The 26,835-nt window shown below is 68.9% G+C and carries 26 protein-coding genes; 15 read left to right on the top strand and 11 right to left on the bottom strand.

Translation table 11 applies throughout. The features are described from left to right. Position 1 precedes the first annotated feature (1 nt). Positions 2–1,495: an aldehyde dehydrogenase gene (locus AB0959_RS06275; RefSeq protein ID WP_366825117.1), complete on the top strand. Its 1,494-nt coding sequence runs from the start codon at positions 2–4 to the stop codon at positions 1,493–1,495. A 103-nt stretch (positions 1,496–1,598) separates the two neighbouring features. Here AB0959_RS06275 and AB0959_RS06270 read toward each other — a convergent pair whose 3' ends face one another. Both AB0959_RS06270 and AB0959_RS06265 read right to left on the bottom strand, forming a co-directional pair. Next, entirely contained in the window at positions 1,599–1,967 is a 369-nt protein-coding gene (locus AB0959_RS06270) for a DUF1330 domain-containing protein (RefSeq protein ID WP_366825116.1), read from the bottom strand. A gap of 149 nt (positions 1,968–2,116) precedes the next feature. Continuing rightward, on the bottom strand, positions 2,117–3,745 hold the full coding sequence (locus AB0959_RS06265; protein ID WP_366825115.1) for a long-chain-fatty-acid--CoA ligase: 1,629 nt from the start codon (positions 3,743–3,745) through the stop codon (positions 2,117–2,119). A gap of 143 nt (positions 3,746–3,888) precedes the next feature. On the opposite strand from AB0959_RS06265, the gene AB0959_RS06260 reads away from it, so the two are divergent. From AB0959_RS06260 to AB0959_RS06235, 6 genes are all read left to right on the top strand, one after another. Then, positions 3,889–5,118 (top strand): cytochrome P450, encoded by a 1,230-nt coding sequence (locus AB0959_RS06260; protein WP_366825114.1) that lies wholly within the window; start codon positions 3,889–3,891, stop codon positions 5,116–5,118. A gap of 46 nt (positions 5,119–5,164) precedes the next feature. Then, positions 5,165–5,368 carry a ferredoxin gene (locus AB0959_RS06255; RefSeq protein ID WP_366825113.1) on the top strand — a complete coding sequence of 68 codons (204 nt, stop codon included), beginning with the start codon at positions 5,165–5,167 and terminating at the stop codon, positions 5,366–5,368. Next, entirely contained in the window at positions 5,365–6,609 is a 1,245-nt protein-coding gene (locus AB0959_RS06250; RefSeq protein WP_366825112.1) for an FAD-dependent oxidoreductase, read from the top strand. The genes AB0959_RS06255 and AB0959_RS06250 overlap by 4 nt, the downstream gene beginning before the upstream one ends. A 51-nt stretch (positions 6,610–6,660) precedes the next feature. Then, positions 6,661–7,830 (top strand): thiolase family protein, encoded by a 1,170-nt coding sequence (locus AB0959_RS06245; protein ID WP_366825111.1) that lies wholly within the window; start codon positions 6,661–6,663, stop codon positions 7,828–7,830. 11 nt (positions 7,831–7,841) lie between these two features. Beyond that, positions 7,842–8,225, top strand: a complete 384-nt coding sequence (locus AB0959_RS06240; protein WP_366825110.1) for a hypothetical protein — start codon at positions 7,842–7,844, stop codon at positions 8,223–8,225. A gap of 73 nt (positions 8,226–8,298) precedes the next feature. Further along, entirely contained in the window at positions 8,299–9,009 is a 711-nt protein-coding gene (locus tag AB0959_RS06235) for a TetR/AcrR family transcriptional regulator (RefSeq protein WP_366825109.1), read from the top strand. A 30-nt stretch (positions 9,010–9,039) separates the two neighbouring features. Here AB0959_RS06235 and AB0959_RS06230 read toward each other — a convergent pair whose 3' ends face one another. The 4 genes from AB0959_RS06230 to AB0959_RS06215 all read right to left on the bottom strand — a co-directional run bounded on the left by AB0959_RS06230 (position 9,040) and on the right by AB0959_RS06215 (position 12,756). Continuing rightward, a complete protein-coding gene (locus AB0959_RS06230) occupies positions 9,040–10,227 on the bottom strand; it encodes a lipase family protein (protein WP_366825108.1) in 1,188 nt (395 codons plus the stop codon). A gap of 103 nt (positions 10,228–10,330) precedes the next feature. After that, positions 10,331–11,095 carry an MMPL family transporter gene (locus AB0959_RS06225; RefSeq protein WP_366825107.1) on the bottom strand — a complete coding sequence of 255 codons (765 nt, stop codon included), beginning with the start codon at positions 11,093–11,095 and terminating at the stop codon, positions 10,331–10,333. After that, positions 11,074–11,433: an MMPL family transporter gene (locus AB0959_RS06220; RefSeq protein WP_366825105.1), complete on the bottom strand. Its 360-nt coding sequence runs from the start codon at positions 11,431–11,433 to the stop codon at positions 11,074–11,076. The genes AB0959_RS06225 and AB0959_RS06220 overlap by 22 nt, the downstream gene beginning before the upstream one ends. Positions 11,434–11,811: 378 nt before the next feature. Beyond that, on the bottom strand, positions 11,812–12,756 hold the full coding sequence (locus tag AB0959_RS06215) for an AraC family transcriptional regulator (RefSeq protein WP_366825104.1): 945 nt from the start codon (positions 12,754–12,756) through the stop codon (positions 11,812–11,814). A gap of 92 nt (positions 12,757–12,848) precedes the next feature. On the opposite strand from AB0959_RS06215, the gene AB0959_RS06210 reads away from it, so the two are divergent. From AB0959_RS06210 to AB0959_RS06185, 6 genes are all read left to right on the top strand, one after another. Further along, on the top strand, positions 12,849–13,454 hold the full coding sequence (locus tag AB0959_RS06210) for a YceI family protein (RefSeq protein WP_366825103.1): 606 nt from the start codon (positions 12,849–12,851) through the stop codon (positions 13,452–13,454). 229 nt (positions 13,455–13,683) lie between these two features. Beyond that, positions 13,684–14,553 carry an alpha/beta hydrolase gene (locus AB0959_RS06205; protein ID WP_366825102.1) on the top strand — a complete coding sequence of 290 codons (870 nt, stop codon included), beginning with the start codon at positions 13,684–13,686 and terminating at the stop codon, positions 14,551–14,553. A 257-nt stretch (positions 14,554–14,810) separates the two neighbouring features. Further along, positions 14,811–14,909 carry a hypothetical protein gene (locus tag AB0959_RS06200; protein ID WP_366825101.1) on the top strand — a complete coding sequence of 33 codons (99 nt, stop codon included), beginning with the start codon at positions 14,811–14,813 and terminating at the stop codon, positions 14,907–14,909. Positions 14,910–15,443: 534 nt separating this feature from the next. Continuing rightward, complete coding sequence (locus AB0959_RS06195) at positions 15,444–16,322, top strand: alpha/beta hydrolase (RefSeq protein ID WP_366825100.1); 879 nt, start codon at positions 15,444–15,446, stop codon at positions 16,320–16,322. Between the two features lie 52 nt (positions 16,323–16,374). Next, on the top strand, positions 16,375–17,472 hold the full coding sequence (locus tag AB0959_RS06190) for an NmrA family NAD(P)-binding protein (RefSeq protein ID WP_366825099.1): 1,098 nt from the start codon (positions 16,375–16,377) through the stop codon (positions 17,470–17,472). 291 nt (positions 17,473–17,763) lie between these two features. Continuing rightward, on the top strand, positions 17,764–17,892 hold the full coding sequence (locus tag AB0959_RS06185; protein ID WP_366825098.1) for a hypothetical protein: 129 nt from the start codon (positions 17,764–17,766) through the stop codon (positions 17,890–17,892). A 415-nt stretch (positions 17,893–18,307) separates the two neighbouring features. Here the strand turns inward: AB0959_RS06185 and AB0959_RS06180 are convergent, their stop codons facing one another. After that, on the bottom strand, positions 18,308–18,955 hold the full coding sequence (locus AB0959_RS06180; RefSeq protein ID WP_366825096.1) for a helix-turn-helix domain-containing protein: 648 nt from the start codon (positions 18,953–18,955) through the stop codon (positions 18,308–18,310). A 155-nt stretch (positions 18,956–19,110) separates the two neighbouring features. On the opposite strand from AB0959_RS06180, the gene AB0959_RS06175 reads away from it, so the two are divergent. Continuing rightward, positions 19,111–21,453: an MMPL family transporter gene (locus tag AB0959_RS06175; protein WP_366825095.1), complete on the top strand. Its 2,343-nt coding sequence runs from the start codon at positions 19,111–19,113 to the stop codon at positions 21,451–21,453. Between the two features lie 226 nt (positions 21,454–21,679). Here AB0959_RS06175 and AB0959_RS06170 read toward each other — a convergent pair whose 3' ends face one another. Then, complete coding sequence (locus AB0959_RS06170; RefSeq protein ID WP_366825094.1) at positions 21,680–22,132, bottom strand: hypothetical protein; 453 nt, start codon at positions 22,130–22,132, stop codon at positions 21,680–21,682. 241 nt (positions 22,133–22,373) lie between these two features. On the opposite strand from AB0959_RS06170, the gene AB0959_RS06165 reads away from it, so the two are divergent. Beyond that, complete coding sequence (locus tag AB0959_RS06165) at positions 22,374–22,847, top strand: hypothetical protein (RefSeq protein WP_366825234.1); 474 nt, start codon at positions 22,374–22,376, stop codon at positions 22,845–22,847. Positions 22,848–23,236: 389 nt separating this feature from the next. On the opposite strand, the gene AB0959_RS06160 is transcribed toward AB0959_RS06165, so the two are convergent. The 3 genes from AB0959_RS06160 to AB0959_RS06150 all read right to left on the bottom strand — a co-directional run bounded on the left by AB0959_RS06160 (position 23,237) and on the right by AB0959_RS06150 (position 26,663). Beyond that, positions 23,237–24,199 carry a PDR/VanB family oxidoreductase gene (locus AB0959_RS06160; RefSeq protein WP_366825093.1) on the bottom strand — a complete coding sequence of 321 codons (963 nt, stop codon included), beginning with the start codon at positions 24,197–24,199 and terminating at the stop codon, positions 23,237–23,239. A gap of 56 nt (positions 24,200–24,255) precedes the next feature. Beyond that, the gene (locus AB0959_RS06155; RefSeq protein ID WP_366825092.1) at positions 24,256–25,599 is read right to left on the bottom strand and encodes an SCP2 sterol-binding domain-containing protein; all 1,344 of its coding nucleotides are present in this window, start codon (positions 25,597–25,599) and stop codon (positions 24,256–24,258) included. A 599-nt stretch (positions 25,600–26,198) separates the two neighbouring features. Then, complete coding sequence (locus AB0959_RS06150) at positions 26,199–26,663, bottom strand: helix-turn-helix domain-containing protein (RefSeq protein ID WP_366825091.1); 465 nt, start codon at positions 26,661–26,663, stop codon at positions 26,199–26,201. Between the last annotated feature and the right edge of the window lie 172 nt (positions 26,664–26,835).

Genomic DNA, 26,835 nt, shown 5'->3' with positions numbered 1-26,835 from the left:
CATGTCATCGCGAACCGCGCCGTCCAAGACCATGCCTTCGGCAACCGAGTTCCGCCACCGCCGCGAACACCTCTTCATCGGAGGCGTATGGCGACCGAGTACCGCGCCCGGCACCCTCACTGTGATCTCGCCCGTCACCGAGCAACCAGTGGGCGAGGCGCCCGACACCGCCCCCGCCGACGTCGACGCCGCCGTCGCCGCGGCCCGGCAGGCGCTGACCGCGTCGCCGTGGGCGTCCTGGGACGGCGAGACCAGGGCGGCGGCCCTCGACCGCTTCGCCGACGCGCTGGAACGGCGGGCCGAGGAGACCGCGCGGATCGTCACCGCCGAAATGGGCATGCCGATCGCGGTGTCCGGCCCGGTGGAGGGGGCAGGTCCCGCCCGGACTCTGCGCTACTTCGCCCAACTGGCCCGCACCACCCCGCAGGAGGAGCGGCGCCCCGCGTTCCCCGGCCCCGGGACCACCGTGGTGCGCCGCGAGCCGGTCGGGGTGGTCGCCGTCGTCGTCCCCTGGAACTTCCCTCAGTCGCTCATGATGTTCAAGGTCGCGCCCGCCCTCGCGGCCGGCTGCGCCGTCGTCGTCAAGTCGGCGCCCGAGACTGCGCTCGACGCCTTCCAACTCGCCGACGCCGCGCAGGAGGCCGGGATCCCGGACGGGGTTGTCAACGTCGTCACCGGCGGTCGCGAGACCGGCGCGTACCTGGTCGCCCACCCCGGCGTCGACAAAGTGGCCTTCACGGGGTCCACCGAGGCCGGACGGGCCATCGGGGAGGTGTGCGGGCGGCTGCTGCGACCCGCCACGCTGGAACTCGGCGGCAAGAGCGCGGCCATCGTGCTGGACGATGCCGACCTCGGCCAGGCGGTACGCGGACTCGCCTGGGCCTGCCTGCTCAACACCGGACAGACCTGCTACACCAGCTCCCGCATCCTCGCGCCCCGCAGCCGCTACACCGAGGTCGTCGACGCCGTCGCGGCCCTCGCGGCCTCCCTGCGGGTGGGGGACCCGTCCGACCCGGCCACCCGGGTGGGCCCGCTGGCCTCGGCCCGACAGCGCGACCGCGTCGAGTCCTACATCGACGCCGGCCGGGCCGGTGGCGCACGGGTGGTCACCGGTGGCGGCCGGCCCGCGGGCCTGGAGCGGGGCTGGTTCGTCGAGCCGACGGTCTTCGCGGACGTGGACAACTCCGCCGTCGTCGCCCGCGAGGAGATCTTCGGCCCGGTCCTGGTGGTCATTCCGTACGACGACGTCGACCAGGCCGTGGCGATCGCCGACGACTCCCCGTACGGCCTGGCCGGCACCGTCTGGACCTCCGACGAGGAAAAGGGTCTGGAGATCGCCCGCAGGATGCGCACCGGCACGGTCGGAGTGAACTTCTACAACATCGACCTGGGCGCACCTTTCGGGGGCGTCAAGGCCAGCGGGCTGGGGCGGGAGTTGGGTCCGGAGGGGTTGGCGGCGTACGTCGAGCACAAGTCCGTCTATCTGCGCCGCTGAGCGTCTGGCTCTGCCGCTGCCTCCGGACGTCGCGGGAGCGCCCTGAGCCAGCCGACGGCTCGTCGGCTGGCTCATCTGGATCGGCTCCGCAGTGACGCGGGTGTCAGGGCTTGAGGACCGCCAGTACGTCGTCGATCGAAACGTTGGCGGGGTCGCTCATCTCGACGCCGTCGAACGTCTGCCAGATGTAGGACGCCGTCCCGTCCTCCCGCAGCGGATGCAGGTCGGCCAACTCCGGGTCGTCGCGGAAGCTGTTGAATGCCTCTTCGGAGTCCCACTCCACGACGAACAGAACCTGCCGCGGCGCGAGGTCACCGGTGACGCTGTTCCGGAAACGGCCGAACGTCACCATTCGGCCGCCGTATCGCGGGGCCACTTCGGGAAGTCGGCTGAAATACCCCAGGTACTTCTCCACGTCGACCACGTCGAACATGTTCAGGGCGTAGAACTTCTTCGCTGAAGATTCACTCATTGCCAATACTCTCTTCGGCTCAGGGGACCAGCGTGTTGACGGCGGTCGCGATGCACAGAGTGGGAAACTGATCGGTTTCCATCACTGTAGACCGATCGGTTTTCTCTCGCAAGCCCGAGTCGGGGCGCCTCGACCTGCGTCAACGTGCGTCAGCCCAGTGTCGTCACCGCGAGCTCCTGGTCCGCGTAGGACCGTCGGATCCGGTTCTTGTCGAGCTTGCCCACGCTCGTTCTCGGGATGCTCTCGACGAACGCCCAGCGCTCCGGCAGCCACCAGCGGGCGACCCGGCCGGTCAGGAACGCCCGCAGTTCCTCGGGGGTCGCGGCCGCGCCGTCGCGCAACGTCACGCAGGCCAGCGGCCGTTCCTCCCACCGCGGGTCGGGTACGCCCACCACTGCGGCTTCCGCCACCGCCGGGTGTCCGGCCAGTGCGTTCTCCAGCTCCACGGTGGAGATCCACTCGCCGCCGCTCTTGATGCCGTCCTTGAGCCGGTCCTTCAGCTCCACCCAGCCGCCCGGGTGGATCACTCCCAGGTCGCCGCTGCGCAGTCGGCCGTCGCGGAACTTGTCGGCCTGTTCCTCGGTCGTGGCCCGGAAGTACGAGCCCGCGACGGTCGGGCCGCTCAGCTCGATCTCTCCCACGGTCTTGCCGTCCCAGGGCAGTTCCGCCCCCAACTCGTCCACTACGCGGGCCCGCACTCCGGGCACGAGCCGGCCGCTGCGGGTGGTCCACCTGGTCGCCTGGTCGTCGGGGGTGCCGTGCGGCGGCCGGGAGAAGGTCAGCAGCGGACTGGTCTCCGTCATGCCCCACCCCTGGGTGAGCCGCACTCCGTGATGGGCGTGGAAGCTGTCCGCCAGTGCCGCCGACAACGGCGATCCCCCTGCCACGGCCAGCCGGAGACTGCTGAAGTCCGTGCCCGCGCCGACCCCGTACTCGTCCAGTCCGCTCCATAGAGTCGGCACCGCCGCCGCCGCGGTCGCCTTCAATTCGCAGATCGCACGGGCGAGATGGGCGGGCTGCAGGAACCGGTCGATCATGATCAGGTCCGACCCGGCCAGCCAGGCCGCGTACGGCCAGCCCCAGGCGTTGGCGTGGAACATCGGCACGATGGGCAGCACCCGGTCGGCGTCGCTCATCGCGTAGGCGCTGCCGGTGGAGATCTGCAGGGTGTGGAGGTAGATCGAACGATGGCTGTAGGCCACTCCCTTCGGGGCGCCGGTGGTACCGGTGGTGTAGCACAGGACGGCAGCTGAGCGCTCGGGCAGCTCCGGCCAGTCGAAGCCGGAGGGAGCGGCGTCCAGCAAGGTCTCGTAGTCGTGCACGGTGACCCACTCCGGAGCCTCCAGCCGTGCCTCGCCGACGACTATCACGTGCCGGACGGTCGGCAGCCGGTCGATGATCCGCTGCAGCTGCGGCGCCAGGTCCGCGTCCACGATGACCGCTTTGTCGGCCGCGTGGCCCGCGATGTAGACCAGCTGGTCGTCGTGCAGGCGCAGGTTCAGGGTGTGCAGTACCGCGCCCACGCCCGGGACGGCGAAGTACGCCGCCAGATGGGCGGGGGTGTTCCAGGCGAGGGTGGCGACCACGTCGTCCCGCCCGATTCCCAGTCCGGCGAGTGCGGCGGCCAGCCGCTCGGTCCGCTCGGCCAGCTCCGAGAAGGCCGTCGAGGCGGTCGTGTCTCCCCGGTAGTGGTGCACGCGGCTGTCCGCGTGCACGGCGGCCCCGTGCCGGAAGATGCCGCTGACCAGCAGCTCCGCCTCCTGCATCGTGCTGTCCATGAGGTGACCTTCCTGGGGTTGCCGGCCCCCGCCCCCGCGCTGGAGCGGTTGACCGTTGGGTAGGCTGCGTGCTTACGTTAGACCGTACGTACGGTCAGTATCAACGAGCACGTTCAGAACGACGAGGGATTCGAGGAGTTCGAGTGATCACTCAGACGCTGGGCCCGGATCTGGGGCATCCGGACACCTACCGCGACGGAGTCCCGCACCACCTGTTCGCGGAACTGCGCCGGACTCGGCCCGTGGCCTGGATCGAGGAGCCGCCCTCCGAGGGCTTCGCCGGCGGGCCGGGCTTCTGGGCCGTGACCAGGTACGAGGACGTCGTCGCAGTCTCCCGCGACCCGGCCGTCTTCTCCTCGTACAAGGGAGCCACGTTCCTGCGGGACCAGCGGCCGAAGGACGTCGCCGCGCTCCAACACATGATGCTCAACATCGACCCGCCCCACCACGGCAAGCTGCGGGCCATCGTCAGTAAGGCGTTCACCCCGCGCATGGTGAAGGGCATGTTCGACTCGGTCGACGCCCACGCGGAAGCCATCGTGGCGGACCTGAAGCCCGGCACCGAGATCGACCTGGTGGAAAAGGTGTCGTCCGAGATGCCGCTGCGCGTCCTCGCCGACGTCCTCGGGGTGTCCTCCGCCGACCGGGGTCTGCTCTACGACTGGACGAATCGGATGGTCGGGCTCGACGACCCCTCGTACGGCGGTCTGCCGGCCTTCGTCTCCGCCTTCACCGAGATGTTCGCGTACGCCGCCGAGCAGACCCGGGCCAAGCGCGCGCACCCCACCGACGACATCTGGAGCACGATCGTCAACGCGGAGGTCGACGGCGAACGGTTGTCCACCGGGGACCTGAACCGCTTCTTCCAGCTGCTGGTGATCGCCGGCAACGAGACCACCCGCAACCTGCTGACCGGAGCCGTGCTTACGCTCGGCGACCACCCCGACCAGTGGGACGCCCTGCGTGACGACCCCGAGCTGCTGCCGTCCGCGATCGAGGAGGTACTGCGCTTCCACGCGCCGGTGATCCAGTTCCGGCGTACGGCCACCCGCGACACCGTCCTCGGCGGGCAGCGGATCGAGGAGGGCCAGAAGGTCGTGATGTTCTACGGCTCCGCCAATCGCGACGAGGCCGTGTTCGCCGACCCGGACTGTTTCGACATCACCCGCAACCCGGTCAACCACCTCGCCTTCGGCACCGGCACCCACTTCTGCCTGGGCAACAGCCTGGCCCGCATGGAGGCACGGGTGCTGCTCGGTCGGCTCTTCGCCCGCTTCCCGCAGATGCGGCTCGCCGGCGAACCCGAGCGGTTCCGCTCCAACTTCATCAACGGAATCCGGCGGCTCCCCGTCCAGCTCGGACCGTCCGCCTAGCCCCTCGTTCGCTCAGCCCTCTCGACGCCAAGGAGGCGACCCGACCATGAAGATCCTGCTCGACCGCGGGAAGTGCACCGGCCTAGGCATCTGCGAGTCCCTGTCGCCCGACGTCTTCGAGGTGGACGACGACGGTGCCCTCGTACTCAGGTCCGACGTCGTCCCCGACGGCAAGCTGGCCGAGATCCAGGCAGCGGTGACCAGTTGCCCGACCGAGGCACTCCGGCTGGCCGAGGACCGACAGCCGTGACCACACCACAGAGACTGGTCGTCGTCGGCGCCTCCCTCGCCGGACTGCGCGCCGTCGAAGGCGCCCGCGCGAGCGGCTTCACCGGTTCCATCACGCTCATCGGCGCCGAGGACCACCTGCCCTACGACCGTCCGCCCCTGTCCAAGGCGTACCTGGCCGAGACGCCCGACGGCCCGCCGGACACCACCTTCCGCTCCGAGGACACCCTGCGCCGCGAACTCGGCGTCGACCTACGACTCGGCGCCCGCGCGAGCGGCCTGGACACCGAAGGCGGTGCGGTCCTGGTGGACGGCGGCGCCCCGGTCCCGTACGACGCGCTGGTCATCGCCACCGGAGCCGTCGCCCGGGTCCTGCCCGGAACGAAGGAGCTCGCGGGCGTCCACACCCTGCGCACGGCCGACGACGCGGCGGCGGTGCGCAGGGCACTCGACGACCGAGCCCGGATCGTCGTCGTCGGCGCCGGTTTCATCGGCTCGGAGGTCGCCTCGGCCGCCCGTGAGCGCGGCCTGCCGGTGACCGTCGTGGAGGCCGCCGACGTTCCCCTGCGCCGGGCGCTGGGCGACGAAATGGGCGTGGCCTGCGCCGCGTTGCACGACCGGGCCGGTACCGATCTGCGGCGCGGGGTGGGCGTGCGGGCGATCCGGCGGGACGACGAGGGAATCGGCGTCCAACTCGCGGACGGCAGCACCCTGGACGCGGACCTCGTCGTCGCCGGCATCGGCGCCGACCCGGCCACCTCCTGGCTGGACGGCTCCGGCGTCACGCTCGCCGACGGTGTGCGCTGCGACGAGACGCTGGCCACGTCCGTGCCCGGCGTCTACGCCGCCGGTGACGTCGCGCACTGGCCCAACCCGCTGTTCGGACAGCCGATGAGGCTCGAACACTGGACCAGCGCCGCCGAGCAGGGCGCCACCGCCGCCGTCAACGCCCTGAACCCGGGGGAGGCCCGGCCGTACTCCACCGTCCCCTACTTCTGGTCGGACTGGTACGGCACCCGCATCCAGTTCGTCGGGATCTCCCACGCCGACGAAGTCCAGGTCGTCGGCGGTGACCCGGCGGACGGGCGATGGGTGGCCCTCTATCGCACCGGCGAACGCCTCACCGGCGCGCTGGCGGTCGACCACCCCACGCACATCATGAAGTACCGCGTGATGATCAACCGCGGCTGTTCCTGGGACGACGCCCTGGACTTCGCACGCGAACGCAACGCGCGGGCACGCCGAACCACCGCAGTGGCCTGACGAGCGATATGACGAATGGTCTGACGAGTGCTCTGAAGAAGGGGGATCCGGATGAGCGGCCGCCACGCGGCGATAGCGGGCCTCGGTCTGACCGAGGTCGGCAAGGTGTACGGGCGTACCGCGGCGGACTTCGCCGACGAGGCGGTACGGCTCGCGGTGACGGACGCCGGCCTGCACCTGAGGGACGTGGACGGGCTCCTGATCAACGCGGGCAAGAGCCCCGGCCTCGACCTGGGCCTCGCCAAGCGCCTGGGCCTGCGCGACCTCACCCTGCTCTCCCAGGTGCAGTCCTTCGGCGCCTCCGCGGGCATCATGGTCGCGCAGGCCGCCGCGGCCGTGCTCTCCGGCGCCGCGACCACCGTCGTCTGCGTCTTCGCGGACGCGCCGCTGCGCGAGAACGCCCGGAGCGGAGACGCGTACCTCTCCAGCTCGCTCACCGCCACCGGCTTCCGCAGCGCGGAGACAGCGGGCGGATTCACCAGCGTCAACCACCGCTACGCCGTGGCCGCCGCCCGCTACATGGCGCACTACGGCGTCACCAACGACCACCTCGGTGCCGTCGCGGTCGGGCAGCGGCAGTGGGCCGCGCACAGCCCCGCCGCACAGTTCCGGGGCCCGCTGACCCTGGAGGACTACCACCGGTCGCGCTGGGTGGTGGAGCCACTGCATCTGTTCGACTGCTGCGTGGTGTCCAACGGAGGCGCCGCCGTGGTCGTCACCACCGCCGAGCGCGCCGCCGCCCTGCCCAGGCCACCGGTCCATGTGTGGGGCTGGGGCCAGGCACACCCGGGATACGTGATGGAGCGAGGCAGCGACTTCGGCCTCGTCACCGGAGCCGCCGCCTCGGGAGCCGCCGCGATGAAGATGGCCGGCATCACCCCGTCCGACGTGGACGTCCGGGAGATCTACGACTGCTACACCTACACGGTGCTGGTCACCCTGGAGGACTACGGGTTCTGTGCGAAGGGAGAGGCCGGGCAGCTGGCGTCCTCCGGCGCACTCGCCCCCGGCGGCGCACTGCCCACCAACACCGGCGGCGGACAGCTGTCGGGCTTCTACCTCTGGGGTATGACCCCCCTGGTCGAAGCCGTCCAGCAGGTACGCGGCGAGGTCGGCGAGGGCCGCCAGGTCCCGCGCCACGACATCGCCCTGGTCAGCGGCAACGGCGGCGTCCTCGACCACCACGCGACCCTGGTGCTCGGCGCCGGGCACGCCTCCTGAAGGAGCTCTCCATGACCGTGCACATCACCGCCCGCCGGGACGCGGCATCCGCGGCGTGGTTCGAAGGGCTTATGGAGGGCGTGCTGTTGATCCGCCGCTGCGACGTGTGCGGTCATCACTGCCGCCCCGACGCCGAAGCGTGCACGGCCTGCGAGTCACGGGACCTGCGATGGGCCGAGACCGTGGGCACGGCGCGGGTCGTGGCCGCGGTGTCGACGCCGGGCGAGGCTGGGAGCGTAACGATCCAGGCCCTGGTCGAACTCGCCGAAGGGCCCTGGCTGCACGCACCGGTCCTGGGAGCTGCCGCCGCCCCGCCACCGGGGACGGCACTGACCCTGACGATCCTGCGCCCGGAGGACGGCGAGCCGTTCCCCGCGTTCACGGTGTCCGCCTGACTGGTCGTTCGTACGGTCAGTCGACGCGATAGGGTGGGGAGCGTTCGTCGTCGGGAGCATGGAGGGACCTGAAATGGCTGCTAGGCGCGCGGGTGGGGGCGCCCCGGGCAGGTCGGGCCACATCCTGGAGTCGTTCACGCGCCGAGTCGCCGAGTCCGGCTACGACGGCACCAACTTCAGCGACATCGCGGCGGAACTGGGCATCTCCAAGGGCACCATCGTCCACCACTACGGCACGAAGGACCGGCTCCTCGCCGCGCTCCACGAGTCCTACATGCGTCGCAGGCTGGCCGAGGCATACCTGATCGTGAACCGGCTGTCCTCGCCGCCGGAGCAGCTCGCGGGGATGCTGTTCGCCTTCGTGCTTTACCAGGAACACGACCGTGACGCCACGGTGGCCTTCCAGCGGGAGATCGCCCGGCTCGCGGACCACGAGACGATGAGCGAGGGCGTACGTCTGCGCGGGGAGTACCTGGGCCTCGTCCGGGACATCCTGCGCAAGGGAACCGAGAGCGGCCAGTTCCGCGAGGGCGACCCCAGCCTCCAGAGCCTGCTGATGATGGGCTCCGCCCAGTGGGCCTGGACCTGGTTCGACCCGTCCGGACCGCACACGGCCGAGGAGGTCGGCGCGAGTCTCGTGGACATGGTGCTCGGCGGTCTGCTCACCCGCCCGGGGACCGCGTCAGGGCTCGCCGATCTCGACGGCGCGGTGCTGAAGATCGTTCGCTCCTGTCTGGCCGACGCCGCGGCTCCCGGCGAAGCGCCCTCGAACCCGGCTCCCTGAGGGGAAGCTGGGGTCGGAAGACCCTGCGGATCAGGGAAGGCTCACCTCGTGGCAGCCAGCGACGGCCTCCTTGCCCGCGAGGCGGTCGGCCAGCCACTGGATGCCGGCCGGCGCCCCGGCGACGAACCCGGAGATGTGCTCGAGGCCGGGGAGGGTCACGTACTGCACCGACGCTCCCTGAGTGCACCAGCCGTGGTAGAGCATGTCTCCCTGGGTGACCGGGACGATGGTGTCCGCAGTGCCGTGGTAGATGTACGCGGGCGCGCCGGGCTTCCTCGTGCCGAGCAGGGAGGCCTGGTAGGCCTTCTGCCAGGCCGGGTCGGTGAGGACGTCGGGGTCGGTGACCTGGCCGGTGGTGGTCGTGCCGAACGTGGCGAAGTCCTCGATGAAACACGACTGCTTGACGCGGTCGATGACTTCTCTGCCCTCAGATGTCAGCCTGCCGTCCAGGTCGAGCTTGGGGTAGGCGTGGTTCAGTCCGACCAGGGTCGACAGCCCGAAGCCGACGCCTCCGGTCGGGTTGCCGTTGACGTGCTTGACCAGCTGGAGCGTGTCGGCCGGAACACCACCGGCCACTACACCCTTGAGGTGCAGCGCGGGTGCGTAGGCCGGCTGCACTTCGGCCGCCCAGGCGGCGGCCTGCCCGCCCTGTGAGTAACCGGCGATACCCACGGGGGAGTCCGCAGACACTCCTGAACCCCTGATCTGCTGGGCGGCGCGAAGAGCGTCCAGCGCGTTGCGTCCCTCGGACTCCCCGACCAGGTACGACGGGTCTCCCGGGGTGCCCTGTCCCTCGTAGTCGGTGACGACGACGGAGATCCCGAGGGTCACCAACTGCTGGAACTCGGCGATCTCGTAGTCCGGGCTGGTCGCGCTGGCCTCCAGCAGGTCCACCTGCTTCGACGGCGCGCACCTGTCGTCGAGACCCCGGGTGCCAGGCGTGCCCACGACCAGCGGATTGTCGTTGCCGGGCTTCTGCAGCAGCGGAGTCAGCAGCATCCCGGTCACCGGCACGAGCCGGTTGTGGAGGTCGGTCGAGAGGTACATGATCTGCTGAACGCGGGCGCCCTGATACGTCGACAGCAGAACGTCCCGGGTCCTGATGACATCGCCGGGCGTGCCGTCCGGGAGTGGTGCGGGCGGCACGTAGAAGGCGTCTCCGCTCAGGCCCGTCGACAACACCGGTACGGGCAGGGGTGACAGCGTGGCCGAAGCCACGCCGGTGCTTCCGGCCAGCGCCAGCATTGCCGTCGCGACAGGAACAACGCCCTTGGCGACCTTACGTAGACGACTTCGACGCACTACCGCTCCCTCTGTGAAATCATGTCCTCATGCAAAATTGACCGTACAAGCGGTCAGTCGGTGGCATGCTAGGAGACGTAACGACGTCTCGCAAGGGAGCCCGGGGTGGGAAGGGGGAGCCCCCGGCCGGGTGCCCTTGTGGCACCGGCACCCCGCTCGCAGGGTCAGCCGACCCCGGCGGGCACCCGCTGGTCGGCGGTGTCGTCGGCCGGCTCGTCGCTCTCCTTGATGCCGAACCGGTCGTGGAAGCGCGCCAGCGGTGCCGGAGCCCACCAGGCAGCCCTGCCCAGCAGCCGCATGACGGCCGTCCCCGGCAGGATGCGCGCCACAGCACGTCCGTCAGGACCGCGAAGACCATGCCGACGCCGAACAGCTTGATGGTCAGCACACCGCTCATCCCGATCGCCGCGAGCGGCACGCACATCAGGACCGCCGCGCTCACGACCAGCCGGCCGGTCGACCGCAGCCCGGTCGCCACGGCCTCCTTGCTGTCGCCCTGCTTGTCGTACTGCTCGCGCATCCGGGACACCAGGAATACCTCGTAGTCCATGGAGAGTCCGAAGATCAGCGCGAACAGCATGATCGGCATGTTGGGTTCGATGTTGCCCGTGGGGTCGAAGCCGAGCAGGCCGTTCAGATGGCCGTCCTGGAAGATCCAGACCAGGACCCCGAAGGTCGCGGTCAGCGACAGCATGTTCATCGCGATCGCCTTCAACGGCAGCAGCACCGAGCCGAAGGAGAGCAACAGCAGGAGGTACGTCATCACCGCGATGTAGAGCAGCATCCACGGCAGGGTCTCGCCGAGTGCGTCCAGGTGTCGTCGTAGATGGCCGACTCGCCGCCGATGTAGGCCTTGGCACCCGGCGGTGGCGGTACCTCCTTGATCCGGTTCACCAGGTCACGCGCGTGCGTCGAGATGGGATTGCCGTCGTAAGCGACGGAGACCCGGGCCGTGCTGCCCCCGATGTCGGTGATCTGGGCGTTCGTGGCGCCCTCGGTGGCGCCGAGCCGCTCGGCGTAGGCCTGGAGCGCCGCGCCCTGCTCCTTCGGGGTTCCGTCGGACCTCAGCAGGAGCAGCGAGTCGATGGACTTCACCGCGTCACCGTCGAAGTCGTGCTCCATGGCGTTGAAGACCTGGCGGCCTTCGGACGTGCTCGGCAGCTGCTGGGCGTTGATGGAGCCGAACTCGATCTTGGAGAACGGCAGGGCGAGCGAGCGTCAGCATCAGGCTGACCGCGCCCACCACCGCGACCCAGCGGCGCCGCATCAAGCCGTGCCCGAAGCGGTACCAGGAACCCTCACCCGCCGCTGTCGGCCGTGCGGCCGTCTTGCGGCGCAGCGGGAAGGCGTTGACCTTCGGGCCCAGCACGGCGAGCACCGCGGGCAGGCATCACCGATGATCTGGAAACCCTGCTCGGACGTCCGGCGAAGGCCGTGTACTGGGCTCTGGAGAACCACCCGCGCATCCAGAAGCCGGCGGCAGCTTGAGCCGCTGAACGGTCAGGGCGGGGCGGTCTCGGGACCGGCGGTGGCCTGGCGGCGGTATGCGCCCGGTGCCAGGCCGAAGTCCCGTTTGAACGCCTTGGCGAAGGCGAACTCCGAGGTGTAACCGATCTGTTGGGCCACGCTGGCGAGTGGCCCGATGTCCTCGCGGAGCAGGCGGGCGGCGGTGGTCATGCGCCAGCGGGCCAGGTAGGTGAGTGGGGGTTCGCCGACGGCCTCGGCGAAACGGCGGGCGATCGTTGCCCGGGACAGACCCACCTCGGCGGCCAGGGTGGCCACCGTCCAGGGGTAACCGGGCCGAGCGTGGATGAGTTCGAGCGACCGCGCCACGGCGGTGTCGGCCATCGCCTTGGACCAGTCGTGGGCCGGGTGGTCGCCCTGCTGCTCCAGCCAGGCGCGCAGGATGAGGACCAGAACGGCGTCCACCAGCGACGGGACGACCGCGCGAGAACCTGGCGGGTAGGCGTCGATCTCCTCACCGAGCAGGGTGATCGCCGTGTGCAGGGTGCGGTGTCTGCCCGCACTCGCCCGAAGGTGCACGACGTCAGGCAGAGTGCTCAGGAGGGGGTGGGGGCGCTCCCGCTCCAGCCGGTAGGTGCCGCACAGGAGCAGGCTGCGGGGTCCCTGCCCGCCGGTCGGATCGAAGCCGGGTGGCAGGTCCACCTTGCCGGAGGTCTTCAGGTCGACGTCGACCAGCGAGGTCGTCGGCTGGTCGGCGACGGCGTGCGGGGCACCGCGCGGCAACAGCACCGCGTCCCCTGGCCCCAGCGCGAGGGGCGGCTCACCATCCGGCAGCAGCCAGCAGGTCCCTTGCAGGACGAGGTGGAAGGCCGCCCCGGTGGACCGGGTGAGACGCAGCCCCCAGGGGGCCCGGACGTCCGCGCGGCCGTACGAGGAGCGACCGGTGCGCATTGCGGTGACCACGTCGGCGAGAACATCCATGCGCTCACGGTACGGCAAGCACCCGAGACGATCGGACATGAAGTCCAGACAGGAAGACATGTCACGTCTCATTCGCTGCTCATAGCCTGCTGATGCCCACCCACTCGGCAGGCCCCGTCGGGCCGTTCCAGGAGATGCGACCGATCATGTACGACAGCCCGAACCGTTCCGCACCCATGGCACCGCTTGCGGAAGCCGCCGTCGGCCGCTGGACCCTGGACTCAGACCGTTCGTCCATCACCCTCCAGCACACGGGATTCTGGGGCCTCGCCAAGATCAAGGGAGCGTTCACCAGGTTCTCCGGCGAGGGCGCAGTGCTCGCCGACGGCTCCGCGCACGGCACCCTGACGGTCGACGCCGCCTCCGTGGACACCGGGATCACCAAGCGGGACGCGCACCTGCGGACAGCGGACTTCTTCGACGTGGCCAACCACGCCTCGTTCGTCTTCAGGGCGATCCGGGTCACCCCGAGCGGCCCCGCGTCCGCGGAGGTCACCGGTGAGCTCACCGTACGCGGCCAGACCCGGCCCCTCAGCTTCACCGCCCAGGCCGCCGAGGCCTCCGAGAACGCCGTCACGCTCACCGCCGAGGTCGACATCGCCCGCGGCGACTTCGGGATGACGGCGAACCCGCTCGGTCTGATGAAGGCCCTCACGACCCTCACCATCACCACCCGCTTCACCCGCGTCGGGCCCTGACGCGTCAAGCGGGGCACCGCGTCCCCCGGTTCGAACACGTACCGCATCAGCAACTCGAAAGCCGAAGTCCCATGAAGCGCATCCTCGTTCTCGGCGCCCGCAAGCTCGGCGGCACGATCATCGACCGTTTCCTCGTTGACGGCTAACAGGTCACCGCTGTCGAAAACAATATTTTTCCCGCTGCGGGCGCAGGTCATGCCCCCGAAGCGGAGAGTGAAGGGGTCTCGAAATGCCTAGCCAGGATTCACGTCCCACGATTCACGTCCCGGGGGCCACCAGCCACACGATCGCTCCCCGCGCAGGCCGTGAGGGTGAGCTGCGCTACCTCAAGGCGGGTACCGGTGCCCCGCTGGTGCTGCTGCACACCGTGCGCACCCAGGCCGAGCACTACCGCCACCTCATCCCGCTGGTCGCGGACCGCTACACCGTGTACGCCCTCGACCTGCCGGGGATGGGCTACTCCGAGATCGTGCCCGGTGCGTCGTACGACGAGCCCGCCATGCGGGCGGGCGTCGAGCGGCTGCTGACCGAACTCGACCTGCACGACGTGACCCTGCTCGGCGAGTCCATGGGCGCGGTCCTCGCCCTGACCACCGCCGCCGACCTCCCCGAGCGCGTCCGCCGCGTCGTCGCGGTCAACGCCTACGACTTCGCCGGCGGCATCGCCCGCTCCAGCCTCCTCGCCCGGGTCGTGGTCAGCGGCGTCCTCGCCCCCGGGGTGGGCCCGGTGATCGCCGGGGTGGAGCCCAAGCCCGCCCTCATCAAGATCCTCCAGGGCGGCCTCGGCGACAAGAGCGCCCTGCGCGAGGACTACGTCGACGAGCTCCTCCAGGTGGGCAAGCGCCCCGGCTACCCGACCGTAGCCCGGGCCGTGTACCAGGCCCTGCCCAGCCTCATCGCGGCCCGCACCCGCTACCCCGAGGTCAAGGCCCCCATCCACCTCGTCTACGGCGAGAACGACTGGTCCCGCCCCTCCGACCGGCAAGCCAACAAGAAGCTGCTTCCCGCAGCCGACTACACCCAGGTACCGGGAGCCGGCCACTTCATCGCCCTCGAACGACCCGACATCCTGGCCGACCTGCTCAACACGGCGGCCTGACGGCGAAGGCATGCATGGTCGCGCGGTCGGCGGGCCGCTCCGGCTATCGGCCCGACCGCCACGCGGATCCGGGTCGATGACCTATCGTCAGGCGGGTGCCCTGGGGGACGAAGATCTCCCCGACCGGCAACTGGCCGATTCCACGACCGGCTGCACCATGGCCCGGGCCAGCCACCCGCCACCAGTGATAGTGGGCCGGCACCGCGCAACCCCTGGATCTCCGGGCCATCCCGCCACTGGGTCCGGGCGGCCCGCCCATGGAGACCGTCGAGGTGGACGTGCCAGAGGGCAGCTTGGTGGCCCTGTACACCAATGGCCTGATCGAGCATCGCGGTCCGACGTCGACGGGGGCTTGACCACCCTGTGCCGGATCCTGGCCGACAACGCTCCATCCGTTGGCCTGCGTCGGCGGCTACGCCGAGGACGCATCACCCGATCCACCCCGCCAACGGCCTTCAGGGCACGCCCTGCGGGCGGTCGTGGCCCGATGCGTCCAGTGTCGATTCCCCTTGCTTCAAGGAGGCATGGATACGCGCTCTGCGCAACTGTATCGCCGGTGAGTTCCGGGACGCCGCCTCGGTCCCCCGTTCAGGCGGTCGGCTTCTCCGGAGCGTGGGCTTGTGCTTGGAAACCGATCGGTTTACAGTGATGGAAACCGATCGGTTTCCCGTCTGTGGGGGTGCTTGTGGCTGCTTCGGAGACGCGAGCCCCTTCGTCGCCGGTGAGACCTACGTCTTGAGCCGCGCGGCATCGCGGTGACCGGACCGCAGGTCGGCCATGTGGACACCCGCCTGACCGCGGGCGTCGACGAGCGCAGGTCCGACGCGCGTGCCGGCGCTGTTCGATGTGTCCGCATCACCCATCCGCAGTTCACGCAAGGAGACAGAGGCATGCCCGACCAGGAAGTACGTTCCACGATGTACATTCCGGGGACCACCAGCCACACCATCGCTCCGCGCCCGGGATCCGGCGGCCGCGAGGGAACGCTGCGCTACCTCAAGGCGGGTACCGGCGCCCCCCTGGTCCTTATGCACACCCTGCGCACCCAGGCCGAGCACTTCCGTCTCCTCATCCCACTGATCGCGGAGCGGTACACCGTGTACGCCCTGGATCTGCCGGGGATGGGCTACTCCGAGATCGTGCCCGGGGCATCGTACGAAGAGCCGGCGCTGCGTGTGGGCGTCGAGCGGCTCCTCACCGAACTCGACCTCCACGACGTGACATTGGTCGGGGAATCCCTGGGCGGGGTGCTCGCCCTGACCACGGCGGCCGATCTGCCGGAGCGGGTACGGCGGGTCGTGTCGGTGAACCCGTACGACTACCGCGACGGGATCGCCCGGTCCAGCCTCATTGCCCGCGTGGTGATCAGCGGGATCATCGCTCCGGGGGTGGGCAAGCTGATCGCCGAGCAGGAGCCCAAGCCCGTTCTGCGCAGGATTCTGCAGGGCGGTGTCGGCGACAAGGCCGCTTTCCGGGAGGACTACCTGGACGAGCTCCTCCAGTCGGGCAGGCGTCCCGGCTTCCCGACCGTCGCCCGTGCTCTGTACCGGAACATGCCCAGCCTCATCGCGGCCCGCTCGCGCTACCCCGAGGTCAAGGCGCCGGTCCACCTCGTCTACGGCGAGAACGACTGGTCCCGCCCCTCCGACCGGGAGGCCAACAAGAGGTTGCTTCCCGCAGCCGACTTCACGCAGGTGCCGGGAGCGGACCACTTCATCGCCCTGGAGAGGCCCGAAGTGGTGGCCGACCTGCTGAACGCGGTGGCCTGACACGAAAACGCTGAAAGCCCTCACCGCACAGACAACCAAGGAGTCAAGAACCATGTCTTCTCACGCCACCTCCAACATCTTCGTCGTCGGCGGCACCGGGGCTCAAGGGATGCCCATCGTCCGCGCTCTGGTCGCCGACAAGAAGTACTCCGTCAAGGTCCTGACCCGCGACGCCGGCTCCCCCCGAGCTCAGGAGCTCGTCGCGCTGGGGAATGTCTCCATCCTGGAAGGGACGTTCGCCGACGAGGAGGTACTGCGTGAGGGATTCCGGGGCTGCGACGGGGCGTTCATCAACATCGACGGGTTCAACACCGGCGAGAAGGCGGAGACGTACTGGGCCATCCGCACGTACGAGATCGCGATCGAAGAAGGAATCAAGTTCTTCGTCTACGGCAACCTCGACTACGCCCTGAAGAAGTCGGGCTACGACTCCAGGTTCCGCACCGGCCACTATGACGGCAAGGGCCGCATGGCCGAATGGGTGCTGTTCCAGAACGAGAAGAACAGGGACCGGATGGGAGCGGCGGTCTTCACGTCGGGTCCCTACATCGAGATGGTGATCTCACCGCTCACGCCCATGACACCCTCGGTCGAGGACGGTGTCGTCACGTGGCGCGTCCCGCTCGGTGAGGGTGCCGTCCCGCACGTCGCCCTGGAAGACTGCGGCTTCTATGTCCGCTGGCTCTTCGACAACCCGGAACGGGCCAACGGCATGGACCTCGAAGTCGCCATCGAGCACATGACCTACGCCGACATGGCCGCGGCATTCGAGAAGGTCACCGGACACCCGGCGCAGTACATCGACACCGACCTGGACGCGTACTGGAACAGTCCGGACCTGACCGGAATCGCCGACCACCCTGCGGGATACAACGCCGACCCCGACGACAAGAGCACCATGAGTTTCCGCGACAATTTCACCGGATTCTGGAACGTGTGGAAGCACGGGATCATCACCCGGGACTACGCCCTGCTCGACGAGATCCATCCCAACAGGATCAGGACCGCTGAGGAGTGGTTCCGCCGGGAGGACCAGTTGGGCAGGGAATCCGGCAAGGGGAGCCTTTGGGAGAGGGTCCAGGCGGAGAACTGGACCGTGGAATCCGCGGTTCTCAAGAGCAGCGCGGACTTCAGGACGGGAAAGCTGTAGACGGACCGGTCCAGCGGTGTGCTCGGAAGCGCTGGCGGGTTTCCCGTGAGCGCATGTGAAGGAAACTGGTCCCCATCGGGAACCGTGGCGGTCCTCAGCCCGCATCGTGGGTGGAGCGGAAGAGGTGTTCGCCGCGGAGGTGATCGACCACAACCCCGCCACTGACGGGGCCTCGGGGATCGACGGCCTGCGGGCCTCGATCGCCGCGGTCCTCGACTGATTCACCGACACACCGCACGGCATCCCGTTCCAGCAGGAGCTTCCGGCGGCTGGGTGGCCCTCCATCGGTGGATGACGGCGGTCCACACCGGAGATGCCTTCGGCTTCCCCGCCGGCGGCCACACGGTCGGCATCAACGGCCAGGGCTCATCATGCGTCGTCGACGGCAAGATCACCGAGATCCACCTGAGCACAGGCTGAGCCGGGGCGCTTCCCCGGTGCCGTGCCAGTGCGGCAGCGAGTTCCTGAGGCTGCTGGAGCTGACGTGGTAGGTGTCCTGAAGGCCGCTTGACCCTTCCGTCGGCTCCTGCCGGCCCGGGACCACCGCAACCCGCGGTGCGGGCTTCCTGCGAACGGCGTTCCCACCCCTCACCTTCGATGCCGTCGTGGACCGGTGCGGCAGGACGATGGTGCTTCCTGACCGCCACCGTCCGGGACAGAAAAGGCAATGTGGCCGCGAAGTGCTACGGCATCCTGCCGATCGACGGCTCGTCGCGCTGACTACGTCGTAAAGCAACTTCTCGGCCTCACGGCAAGAAAGCGCTATCGATGTCAGTCGCGGCCTCGGTGCCCGCCACCGAGGCCTGACGGGCACCGCCGGCGTTCAGGTCCCGAGTCAGTCTCGGACGACGCTGCTGATCGCGGTGCGGAGGTCGTCACCTTCCGTATCCGCGTGTGCCGGCGGGAGGGGGGACGCGCCGGCGGGGTTGAGTGCGTCGAAGAGCAGGGCCATGAAGCGTGCGCGCATGTCCGGTGCGGTGCCGGGGAGCGCGAGGCCGGCGATGCCCATGACGAGGAAGCGCGGAATGTCGTCCGCCGTGAGGTCGCTACGGATCTCCTCCTGCTCCTGGGCGTGTTCCAAGAGGGGACGAAGGGAGTCACTCAAGCGCCGGAGGGCGTCCACGGCGACGTCGGCGAAGTTGCCGGCGAAGGTGACCAGTCCCCGCTCCTCGGTGATCAGGTCGAGTAGCCGGGTGGCGATGCCCAAGAGGGCCTGGCGCGGGTGGCGGGAGGCCGCGGCGTCGTTGATCAGCGGGAGGAGGTCGGTCTCGAGGATGTCGTCGAGAACGGCCCGGACGATGGCCTCCCGGTTGGGGAAGTGCCGGTAGAGCGTGGCGATACCCACGCCCGCCTCGGTCGCGATCTGCTCCAAAGAGCCCTCACCCGCGCCGAGGACGCTGCGTCCGGCCGCGATGATGCGCTCCGCACTGGAGCGGGCGTCAACCCTGCGGATCCGGTGTGTGCGCGGTGCGGCGTTCGGCATCTGTGACCCTCCTGTTTCTGCACCGCAGACTACTCAATCGCCCGCACGACGATAGCCCACTACCGCTTTGATAGTCACCTATCGTTTTGGTAGTACCCTCTCACCTCGTTCGGATGCGCGTGCCCATCAGGGTGCGCCGGAGAAGGGAGAAGGGTGTGTCTGTGCTGCTGTACCGGCTGGGGCATTTCGCCTACGCCAGGCCCTGGTACGTGATCACCGGCTGGCTGGCCGTGGTGTCCGCCGTGGTGGCGCTGCTTGCGGTCAACCCCGTCAAGCTGAGCAACGAGGTACGCATCGACGGCACCCCCGCCCAGGAGGTCATCGACGAGCTGGCGACGTCCCTGCCCGAGGCGTCCGGCGGGCAGGGCATGCTGGTCTTCCGCGCGCAGGACGGGGCCCGGGTCGACGGCGAGGACAGCCGCGCCGCCCTCATCGCCGCGGTGGACGCGGTCTACCGCCACGACCACGTCATCGACGCGCGCAAGGTCCTCGCCGACGAGCTGTCCAAGGGCGAGAAGAGTCCGCTGATGCGGGCCCAGACGGCGGTGGCCGAAGCCGCCGGGCAGCCGACGGGAGGCAAGGTGCCGGCCCCGCTGATGCAGGACGGCCGCCCGGTGCCCGGGGTCGTCGTCTCGGCCGACGGCTCCACCGCCCTGATGCAGTTCCAGTTCGACGAGCAGACCTATGAGCTGCCCTCCGGCACGATCGACAGCACCGTCGAGGCCGCCGAGCGACAGGCCGAACGCGGCCACCTCGACGTCCTGCCGTCGGCTGCGATGATGGAGATGCCTGAGATCGTGGGCATCGGTGAGATCGTCGGCGTGGTGGTGGCGGCCATCGTCCTGCTGGTCACCCTGGGGTCGGTCGTCGCGGCGGGCCTGCCCCTGGTCATCGCGCTGGTCGGTGTCACGGTGGGCGTCGGCGGCGCCTTCACTCTCTCCACCGTCTTCGAGATCCACTCGCTCACCGCCGTACTCGCCCTGATGCTGGGGCTCGCCGTCGGCATCGACTACGCCCTGTTCATCGTCAACCGGCAACGGCGGCTCATCCTGGACACCGGCCTGGACGCGCACGAGGCGACCGGCCGCGCCATCGGCACCGCCGGCAGCGCGGTCTTCTTCGCCGGCAGCACCGTCATCATCGCCCTGGCAGGACTGTTGGTGGTCGGTATCACCCTGCTCAGCACCATGGCCCTCGCCGCCGCGATCACGATCGCCCTCACCGTCCTGCTCGCCCTGACCCTGCTACCGGCGCTCCTGGGCCTGGTCAAGGAGCGCATCTGCTCGGCCAGGACCCGACGCACGGCGCAGCAGCAGGCCTCCGCCGCCGCCCAGACACGAGCCACCCGCTGGGGATCACACCTGGTCCGCCACAAGTACCCCGCTCTCACAGCGGCGTTCCTGATCCCCCTGGTTCTGGCGCTGCCCGCCCTCGACATGAGGATGGGCCTGCCGTCCGGCGCCAGCTACAACCCCGACACCGCACAGCGCCAGAGCTACGAGGAAGTCAGCGACACCTTCGGCCCCGGCTACAACGGCCCCCTCATGCTCGTCGCCCGCTCCTCCGACAGCGGACAACCGCTCACTCCCACGGCCCTCGCCACAGTCGTCTCCGACCTGAAGGACACCGAAGGCACCACATCAATCTCTCTGGCAGGTACGAACACCGACGGTACCGTGGCCGTCCTCAGCCTCATCCCCGGCGACGGACCGAACGACGACGGCACCAAGGATCTCGTCACCTCCGTACGGGACAAGAGCCGGGAGATCCGCGAGACCCATGGCGTCACCATCGGCATCACCGGCTTCACCGCCCTCGCGATCGACGTGTCCGACCGCCTCGCGGCCGTCCTGCCCCTCTACGTAGCCACCGTTCTCGGACTCTCGCTGATCGTCCTGCTCCTCGTCTTCCGCTCCGTCGTCGTTCCGGTGATGGCCACACTCGGCTTTCTGCTCAGCATCGCCGCCACCTTCGGTATCACCACGGCCGTCTTCCAATGGGGCTGGTTGCAGGCGCTGTTCGGACTCGACGCGAGCGCACCTGTGGTGAGCCTGCTGCCCATCATCGTCACCGGCGTGCTCTATGGACTGGCCATGGACTACCAGGTGTTCCTGGTGACCTCGATGCGCGAGGCCCGCATGCACGGCGCCGACCCGCTCGATGCGACGGTCTCCGGCTTCGCCCGGGCGAGCGCCGTCGTGATCGCCGCGGCCACGATCATGGTCTCGGTCTTCGCCGGATTCATCTTCAACGCCCAGCCCATGATCAAACAGGCGGGATTCGCGCTGGCGGCGGGCATCCTCATCGACGCGTTCGTCATCCGCATGACGTTCATCCCGGCCACCATGGCACTCGCGCGGCAGAATGCCTGGTGGCTTCCTGGGTGGCTGGACCGCCTCCTGCCCGACCTGGACATTGAAGGCGACAAACTCGCACAAAAGATCCCGCTTCCCCATCCTGCCGCTCCCCGGCAGCACGCCACAGCGCCGAAGACCTGACGCGCCGTCGGCGAAGATGTGCCTGCTGGCAACGCCGAACCCGCGACCGTCGGCCGCGGTACCGGTGCCGGTGCCGGTGCCGCCCGCGGCGTTTCGCGCACCGCACGGGGTGCGCGAAACGACCACGACGAGAATGCGGACGACTCCCCCACCACCCCCGCCGCCGCATCACCCCCGTGTCGGCTTGTCGGCCTGTTCGGAGATCTGCTCTGGACCGTTCCGCGGCTCAGGCCGCCGCCGGCTTCCGGATCCGCGGATGGTTCTCCAACGCCCAACGCACGGATTTCGGCGGACGCCCGAGCAGGGTTTCCAGCTCGTCGGTGATGCCGCCGTATCCTCCGCGGCCGATGATCCGGGGCAGGGTCTTCAGGTGCTCCGCGATGTGCGGGTACGCGGACATGTTGGTTTCCACGTAGGTGGCGTTCCAGGTTTCGATGTCTTCGGGAACATACGTGACCGGGCGTCCCAGCACGGCCGCGAAGTCTTCCGCGATCCCGTGCATGTCCTTCAGCTCCGGGCCGGTGAGCGCGTAGGACTTGGAGATGTGCGGCGCCGGGTCGGCCAGGATCTTCGCGCACAGTTCCGCGACGTCGTAACCGGCGATGGGTGCGAGCCGGTGGTCGCCGAAGGGCAGGCGCGGTTCACCGTCGACCAGTGAGCCCAGGGCCAGCCAGGTCATGATGGGGTTCTCCACGAGGAAGGCCGCCTGTTCCCGTGCCGATCCCCTGCGCGGTGCCCTGCCGCGCCGGGGCGTTGCGCCGCACGCATTCCGGGCCGGAATCACGACACCCCGCGAGCCCCGCTGCCGACTCCTCGGTGCCCCGTCACCCCGCCACCAGCGCCCGCATCGCCCTTTCGTAGCAGTCGGCGACCGCCAGCCCCGGCGGATCGTTCCCGGCCGCACGGATGTGCTCCGCGCCGTGCCGGCGCAGCGACTCGACCAGGTACTTGAAGTACTCGACATGCCCGCCCTGGCAGGACTCAAGCGGCTACACGCCGGCTTCCCCGGCGGCACCGTTCCGGCGCAGGCCCAGGTGCTCCGAACGATCCTGGTGCAGCACTTCCTGGTGGACGGGCGCGAACAGTTCCGGCCACGCACCGAGCGCGACGGCCAGCCGCCCTCCCGGATACGGATCGAGTCGCGGTATGAGACCGAGACCTGCGACGACAAGCGCGTCAACATCATCACCGGCGTGGCCACCGTCATCTCCAGCGCGGACAGTCCGATCCTGCCCGGCATCCATGCCCGCCTCAGCCGACTGCGTCTGCTGCCCTGGTACCACCAGGTCGACGGCAGCTACACCTCCATCGTCGGCAGGCAAGCCGCCACCCGTACGCACCGCGTCACCCCGATCGGGCCGTTTCCGCCCAGCACCACCGATCAACTCGCTTGAACCGTCCCGCGATCCGGGCCATGATCTGCGGCCACCGCACGATCTTCAGGAGTCCACACAACCCCCGATGATCACGGGGTGGCCGTACCCCTTCCCAGCCGGGCCCGACGCAAGATTCGGAGATGTCCTTCACCAGCCGACAACTCGTCGACTGACTCATCCGGCTCCGGCTCCGTGGCGATGCGGGTTCTAAGGCTTGAGCACCGCCAATACATTGTCGAGCGAAACGTTGGCGGGGTCACTCATATCGGAACCATCGAAGTGTTTAGGCAATCCGGGGGCGCTGCTCATAGGAACGGGACGCTGCTGTTCAGCCGGGGCATGAGGGGCATCGAGCAGGGCGCTCAACTACCACCGGTCCCGGCTGGTTGCTCTGGCGCCGAAGTGGATCAGAGGTCGAGGACCAGGCGGTCGCCCTTGGCTCGGGAGACGCAGATCATCATGGTGTCGCCCGCGGCTCGTTCCTCGTCGTCCAGGACCGAGTCGCGGTGGTCGATCTGCCCGGACAACACCTTCGTCTCGCAGGTTCCGCAGATCCCCTCCTCACACGATGTCATCACCGATACACCAGCGTCTTCGACGGCCTCGAGAATGGACATGTCCTCAGAGATCGTCAGTGTCCTGCCGGACCGAGCGAGTTCGACCTCGAAGGTCGTGAGCGGCCCCGCGGTGACGTCCTCCTTCGGGGCGAAGCGCTCCAGGTGCAGAGACCCGCTCGGCCACTTCTCGCAGCCGGCCTCGACCGCCGCGAGCAGGGGTTCGGGGCCGCAGGCGTAGACGGCTGTCTTCCGTTGCGGCTTGCCGAGCAGCGAGGGCAGGTCCAGCAGCCCGTACTCGTCCTGCGGCCGCAGGCTCACCCGGTCTCCGTAGGCCCGCTGCAAGGTCTCGCCGAACGCCATCGACGCTCGGGTGCGGCCCCCGTAGACGAGGCGCCAGTCGGCGCGGGTCGCGCTGACGGCTGCCACCATGGGCAGGATGGGGGTGATGCCGATTCCGCCTGCGATGAACAGGTAGTTCTTGGCCTTCACGAGCGGAAAGTGGTTGCGTGGCCCGCGGATGCGCACCGACTCGCCTTCGGTGAGCACGTCGTGCACGTAACTCGACCCGCCGCGGCTTTCCGGTTCACGCAGCACCGCGACCTGAAGGCAGGACCGGTCTCCCGGGTCCCCGCACAGTGAATACTGCCGGACCAGGTCGGCTCGCAGGATCAGATCGATGTGGGCGCCCGGTTGCCATTCCGGCAGCGGGCGGCCGTTCGGGTCGCGCAGCGTCAGCAGCACGACGCCTTCGGCCATCGTCTCCTTGCGTTCCAGCACGAGGTCGAGCTCGACTTCGGTGCCGATGGTGCTCATGATCCGCCTCTCATTTCTCACAGTGATGATTCGGTGATGCGTTCGTTCCTGACCGATCAGGACGGGAAGCAGCGGCCGAAGTCGCGCAGCAGTCGGGGGGACCCCTGCAGCTTGATCTGGCGGCGCACCAGTGCCCAGGCCAGCAGCGAAGGCTTGCTGAGGAAGCGCAGCCAGGTGCGTGTGTCGGCGGTGATCCTGAGGTCCGGTTCACCGCGATGTCCGTCGGTGACCTCGAGTTCGCGGTCGCGGATGGTCACGGTGATCTGCCGGGACTCGTCGCCGGTGAAGGTGAAGTGGTAGGTGGCGGACATGTCCTTGGCCTGTTCGCGCTGGAAGATCAGCGGCAGGCCTTCCACCAGACCGTCGATGCTGTTCGCGCGCAGGCTCATCGCCACGTGCTTCGTGCGCTTGTTGGGGAATCGGTCGCCCACGTGCTGCTCGGCGTCGGAGCCCGGGACGACGTAGACGGTCTCTTCCTTGTCCATCAGTGGGCGCACGACCTGGGTCAGATGTGCCTTGCGATCGTCCAGCCAGGGGCCGATGACGTCCTCGCCGGCCGGGCAGACCGACATGCAGTAGGCCGCTTTGTAGTTGGCGCCGAAGGACAGGCTCTGCCACATCGAGGCGCTCTCGCTGTCGCTCACTCGTGCGCGGTAGTCGTGGGCGTTGCGGCTTTCGGCGACCTGTTCGGCCCAGTCGCCGAAGCCGCCCATGAACTCGCGGTAGTTGTGCGTGTAGCAGGCCGAGAAGTTGAAGTGACCGTCGGAGGCGATCGCCCCGGTCGGGCAGGCCGTCACGCACAGCTTGCATTCCAGGCAGGGGTTGTACTCGATGGGCCGGGTGTATTCGCTCACCTCGGCGTCGATGAGGATCGTGCCCAGCAGGATGAAATTGCCGAATTTCGGGTGGATGACGTTGCGGTGGATACCCATCTTGCCGAGCCCGGCCGCCACGGCGACCGGCTTGTGCGAGACGACCCACGCCTTCCGCGGGAACTTGTCCATCTCCATCGGAAAACCCATCGCGGGGTTGATGGCACGCACGCCCATCGCTTCCAGCTCGCCCACCACGTGACGGCCGACCTCGTTGGTGTGGTCGCCGGTGTGGTGGAACTCCAGGTTGGCGACCGAGCGGGCGGGAGTGCGGACGTTCTCCCGGTTCATCCGGGACACGATGCTGATCAACGTTCGGACACCCGGCAGAGCGGCGCTCAGGTCCTCTCGCTGGTCGGCGATGTCCGGCCGGTCGATCTCGACGAAGCCGACGTCGTCCGCACCCGCGTCGAGACACAGCTGGCGCAGCCATGACGCAGCCAGCGGCTGGGCGGGCCGGTCGGCGGTGCGGTCGCGTCGGCGGGCTTGGACGACGGTGGGATGGTCTTCGAGCCTGTTCCTGGCCATCGAGCGTCACCTCAGTGGGGCGGGGTGCGTACAAGTTTTATGAAGCAACTCGAACCCTAGCGGGGTCAGTTTCGTGAAGCAACTCGTCGCCGAGTCGTGATCATTCTGTTGAGTCTTCTGCTGGATACGAGCACAACTGACCGGCACAGAAGGGGAGTTAGGCGGGCTGCATTCGCCGAACCGCGGGAACGGCCCGTGCTCCTGACGGCTACGACAGCGGTAAGCGGGTGTTCCTGGTAGTTCACGCCCGGCCGGGCAGAGGCGGGAGATGCCGCAGGAGGGCACCATCCGGCAGGCCGTCCACTACCGCTTCCGGCGCGGGGGGCCGGAAGAAGGCCGGCTTGTGCGGCGTCGGCGTGAACTCCGACTGCGGGCCACTCTTCGCGCGTGCTCCAGGGGCGAACTGGCCAGCAAGGTCAACCTCGCTGCTGACGGGACGCGACGCCCACAGGGATGGCCGTCAACGGCCTTTGTTCTCCCCGTACGTCACTACCCGCGTGCCATGACGATTCAGACGAGGCCTCGCTCGGGCCACCTACCGATCGCGACTCGGTACGTGCCCAGCTGGTAGCCGTGAATCCGTTGAGACGCTTCGGATGTCAGGCCGGCAAGTCGGTGAGTGCTGGGCCGGGAAGCAGGTGAACGGCGTCCGGGCCCACCACTTGTCCGCATTGGGCGCACACGAGCTGTTCCCGAACGTTGCCTCCGCATCCCGCATGACTCGTGATCCGCGGCGGGCCGCCCGGGCCCTCGGCGTGCTCATCGCCCCAGTGCATCAAAGAAAGCAACGCGGTGAGCAAGTCCTTGGCCTTGCTCGTCGGCTGGTACTCATAGCGGGCGGGCCGCTCCTGGTAACAGACCCGATCGAGCAGCCCGTCGTCGACCAGCTTGGAGAGGCGGTTGGTGAGCACATTGCGGGCGATACCGAGACTGTCCTGAAATTCCTCGAAGCGGCGCAGGCCAAGCAGCGCGTCGCGAATGATCAGCAAGGTCCAGCGCTCGCCCACAATCTCCAGAGTCCGGGCGATGGAGCACAGTTGACTGTCGTATGTTCGGCCCAACATGCTGTGAATTTAGCACGTTGCGTCAAGCAACTGACAGGAGGGGTGGGGTCGCTTGCCCCGCGGTGGGCGGCGAGCGCAGCGGCTCGGCCTGTGACCGACGATTCCGCGGAAGGTCAGCACCCGAGCCGGGTCACCAGTGCCGGTTTCCCTCGGATCCGGTGCGTCACGCAGC

This window comes from Streptomyces sp. NPDC046862 (genome assembly GCF_040704615.1).
GTDB lineage: Bacteria > Actinomycetota > Actinomycetes > Streptomycetales > Streptomycetaceae > Streptomyces.
This window is presented reverse-complemented; position numbering and strand designations above follow the sequence as displayed.

Coding starts and splice junctions, on each gene's coding strand:
- AB0959_RS06155 (WP_366825092.1), bottom strand. CDS start 25,599: ATGGCCAGGAACAGGCTCGAAGACCATCCCACCGTCGTCCAAGCCCGC.
- AB0959_RS06210 (WP_366825103.1), top strand. CDS start 12,849: ATGCCCACCCACTCGGCAGGCCCCGTCGGGCCGTTCCAGGAGATGCGA.
- AB0959_RS06265 (WP_366825115.1), bottom strand. CDS start 3,745: ATGGACAGCACGATGCAGGAGGCGGAGCTGCTGGTCAGCGGCATCTTC.
- AB0959_RS06200 (WP_366825101.1), top strand. CDS start 14,811: ATGGAGACCGTCGAGGTGGACGTGCCAGAGGGCAGCTTGGTGGCCCTG.
- AB0959_RS06270 (WP_366825116.1), bottom strand. CDS start 1,967: ATGAGTGAATCTTCAGCGAAGAAGTTCTACGCCCTGAACATGTTCGAC.
- AB0959_RS06150 (WP_366825091.1), bottom strand. CDS start 26,663: ATGTTGGGCCGAACATACGACAGTCAACTGTGCTCCATCGCCCGGACT.
- AB0959_RS06205 (WP_366825102.1), top strand. CDS start 13,684: ATGCCTAGCCAGGATTCACGTCCCACGATTCACGTCCCGGGGGCCACC.
- AB0959_RS06220 (WP_366825105.1), bottom strand. CDS start 11,433: ATGGAGCACGACTTCGACGGTGACGCGGTGAAGTCCATCGACTCGCTG.
- AB0959_RS06180 (WP_366825096.1), bottom strand. CDS start 18,955: ATGCCGAACGCCGCACCGCGCACACACCGGATCCGCAGGGTTGACGCC.
- AB0959_RS06185 (WP_366825098.1), top strand. CDS start 17,764: ATGACGGCGGTCCACACCGGAGATGCCTTCGGCTTCCCCGCCGGCGGC.
- AB0959_RS06245 (WP_366825111.1), top strand. CDS start 6,661: ATGAGCGGCCGCCACGCGGCGATAGCGGGCCTCGGTCTGACCGAGGTC.
- AB0959_RS06195 (WP_366825100.1), top strand. CDS start 15,444: ATGCCCGACCAGGAAGTACGTTCCACGATGTACATTCCGGGGACCACC.
- AB0959_RS06275 (WP_366825117.1), top strand. CDS start 2: ATGTCATCGCGAACCGCGCCGTCCAAGACCATGCCTTCGGCAACCGAG.
- AB0959_RS06160 (WP_366825093.1), bottom strand. CDS start 24,199: ATGAGCACCATCGGCACCGAAGTCGAGCTCGACCTCGTGCTGGAACGC.
- AB0959_RS06225 (WP_366825107.1), bottom strand. CDS start 11,095: ATGCTGCTCTACATCGCGGTGATGACGTACCTCCTGCTGTTGCTCTCC.
- AB0959_RS06215 (WP_366825104.1), bottom strand. CDS start 12,756: ATGGATGTTCTCGCCGACGTGGTCACCGCAATGCGCACCGGTCGCTCC.
- AB0959_RS06170 (WP_366825094.1), bottom strand. CDS start 22,132: ATGACCTGGCTGGCCCTGGGCTCACTGGTCGACGGTGAACCGCGCCTG.
- AB0959_RS06190 (WP_366825099.1), top strand. CDS start 16,375: ATGTCTTCTCACGCCACCTCCAACATCTTCGTCGTCGGCGGCACCGGG.
- AB0959_RS06255 (WP_366825113.1), top strand. CDS start 5,165: ATGAAGATCCTGCTCGACCGCGGGAAGTGCACCGGCCTAGGCATCTGC.
- AB0959_RS06240 (WP_366825110.1), top strand. CDS start 7,842: ATGACCGTGCACATCACCGCCCGCCGGGACGCGGCATCCGCGGCGTGG.
- AB0959_RS06235 (WP_366825109.1), top strand. CDS start 8,299: ATGGCTGCTAGGCGCGCGGGTGGGGGCGCCCCGGGCAGGTCGGGCCAC.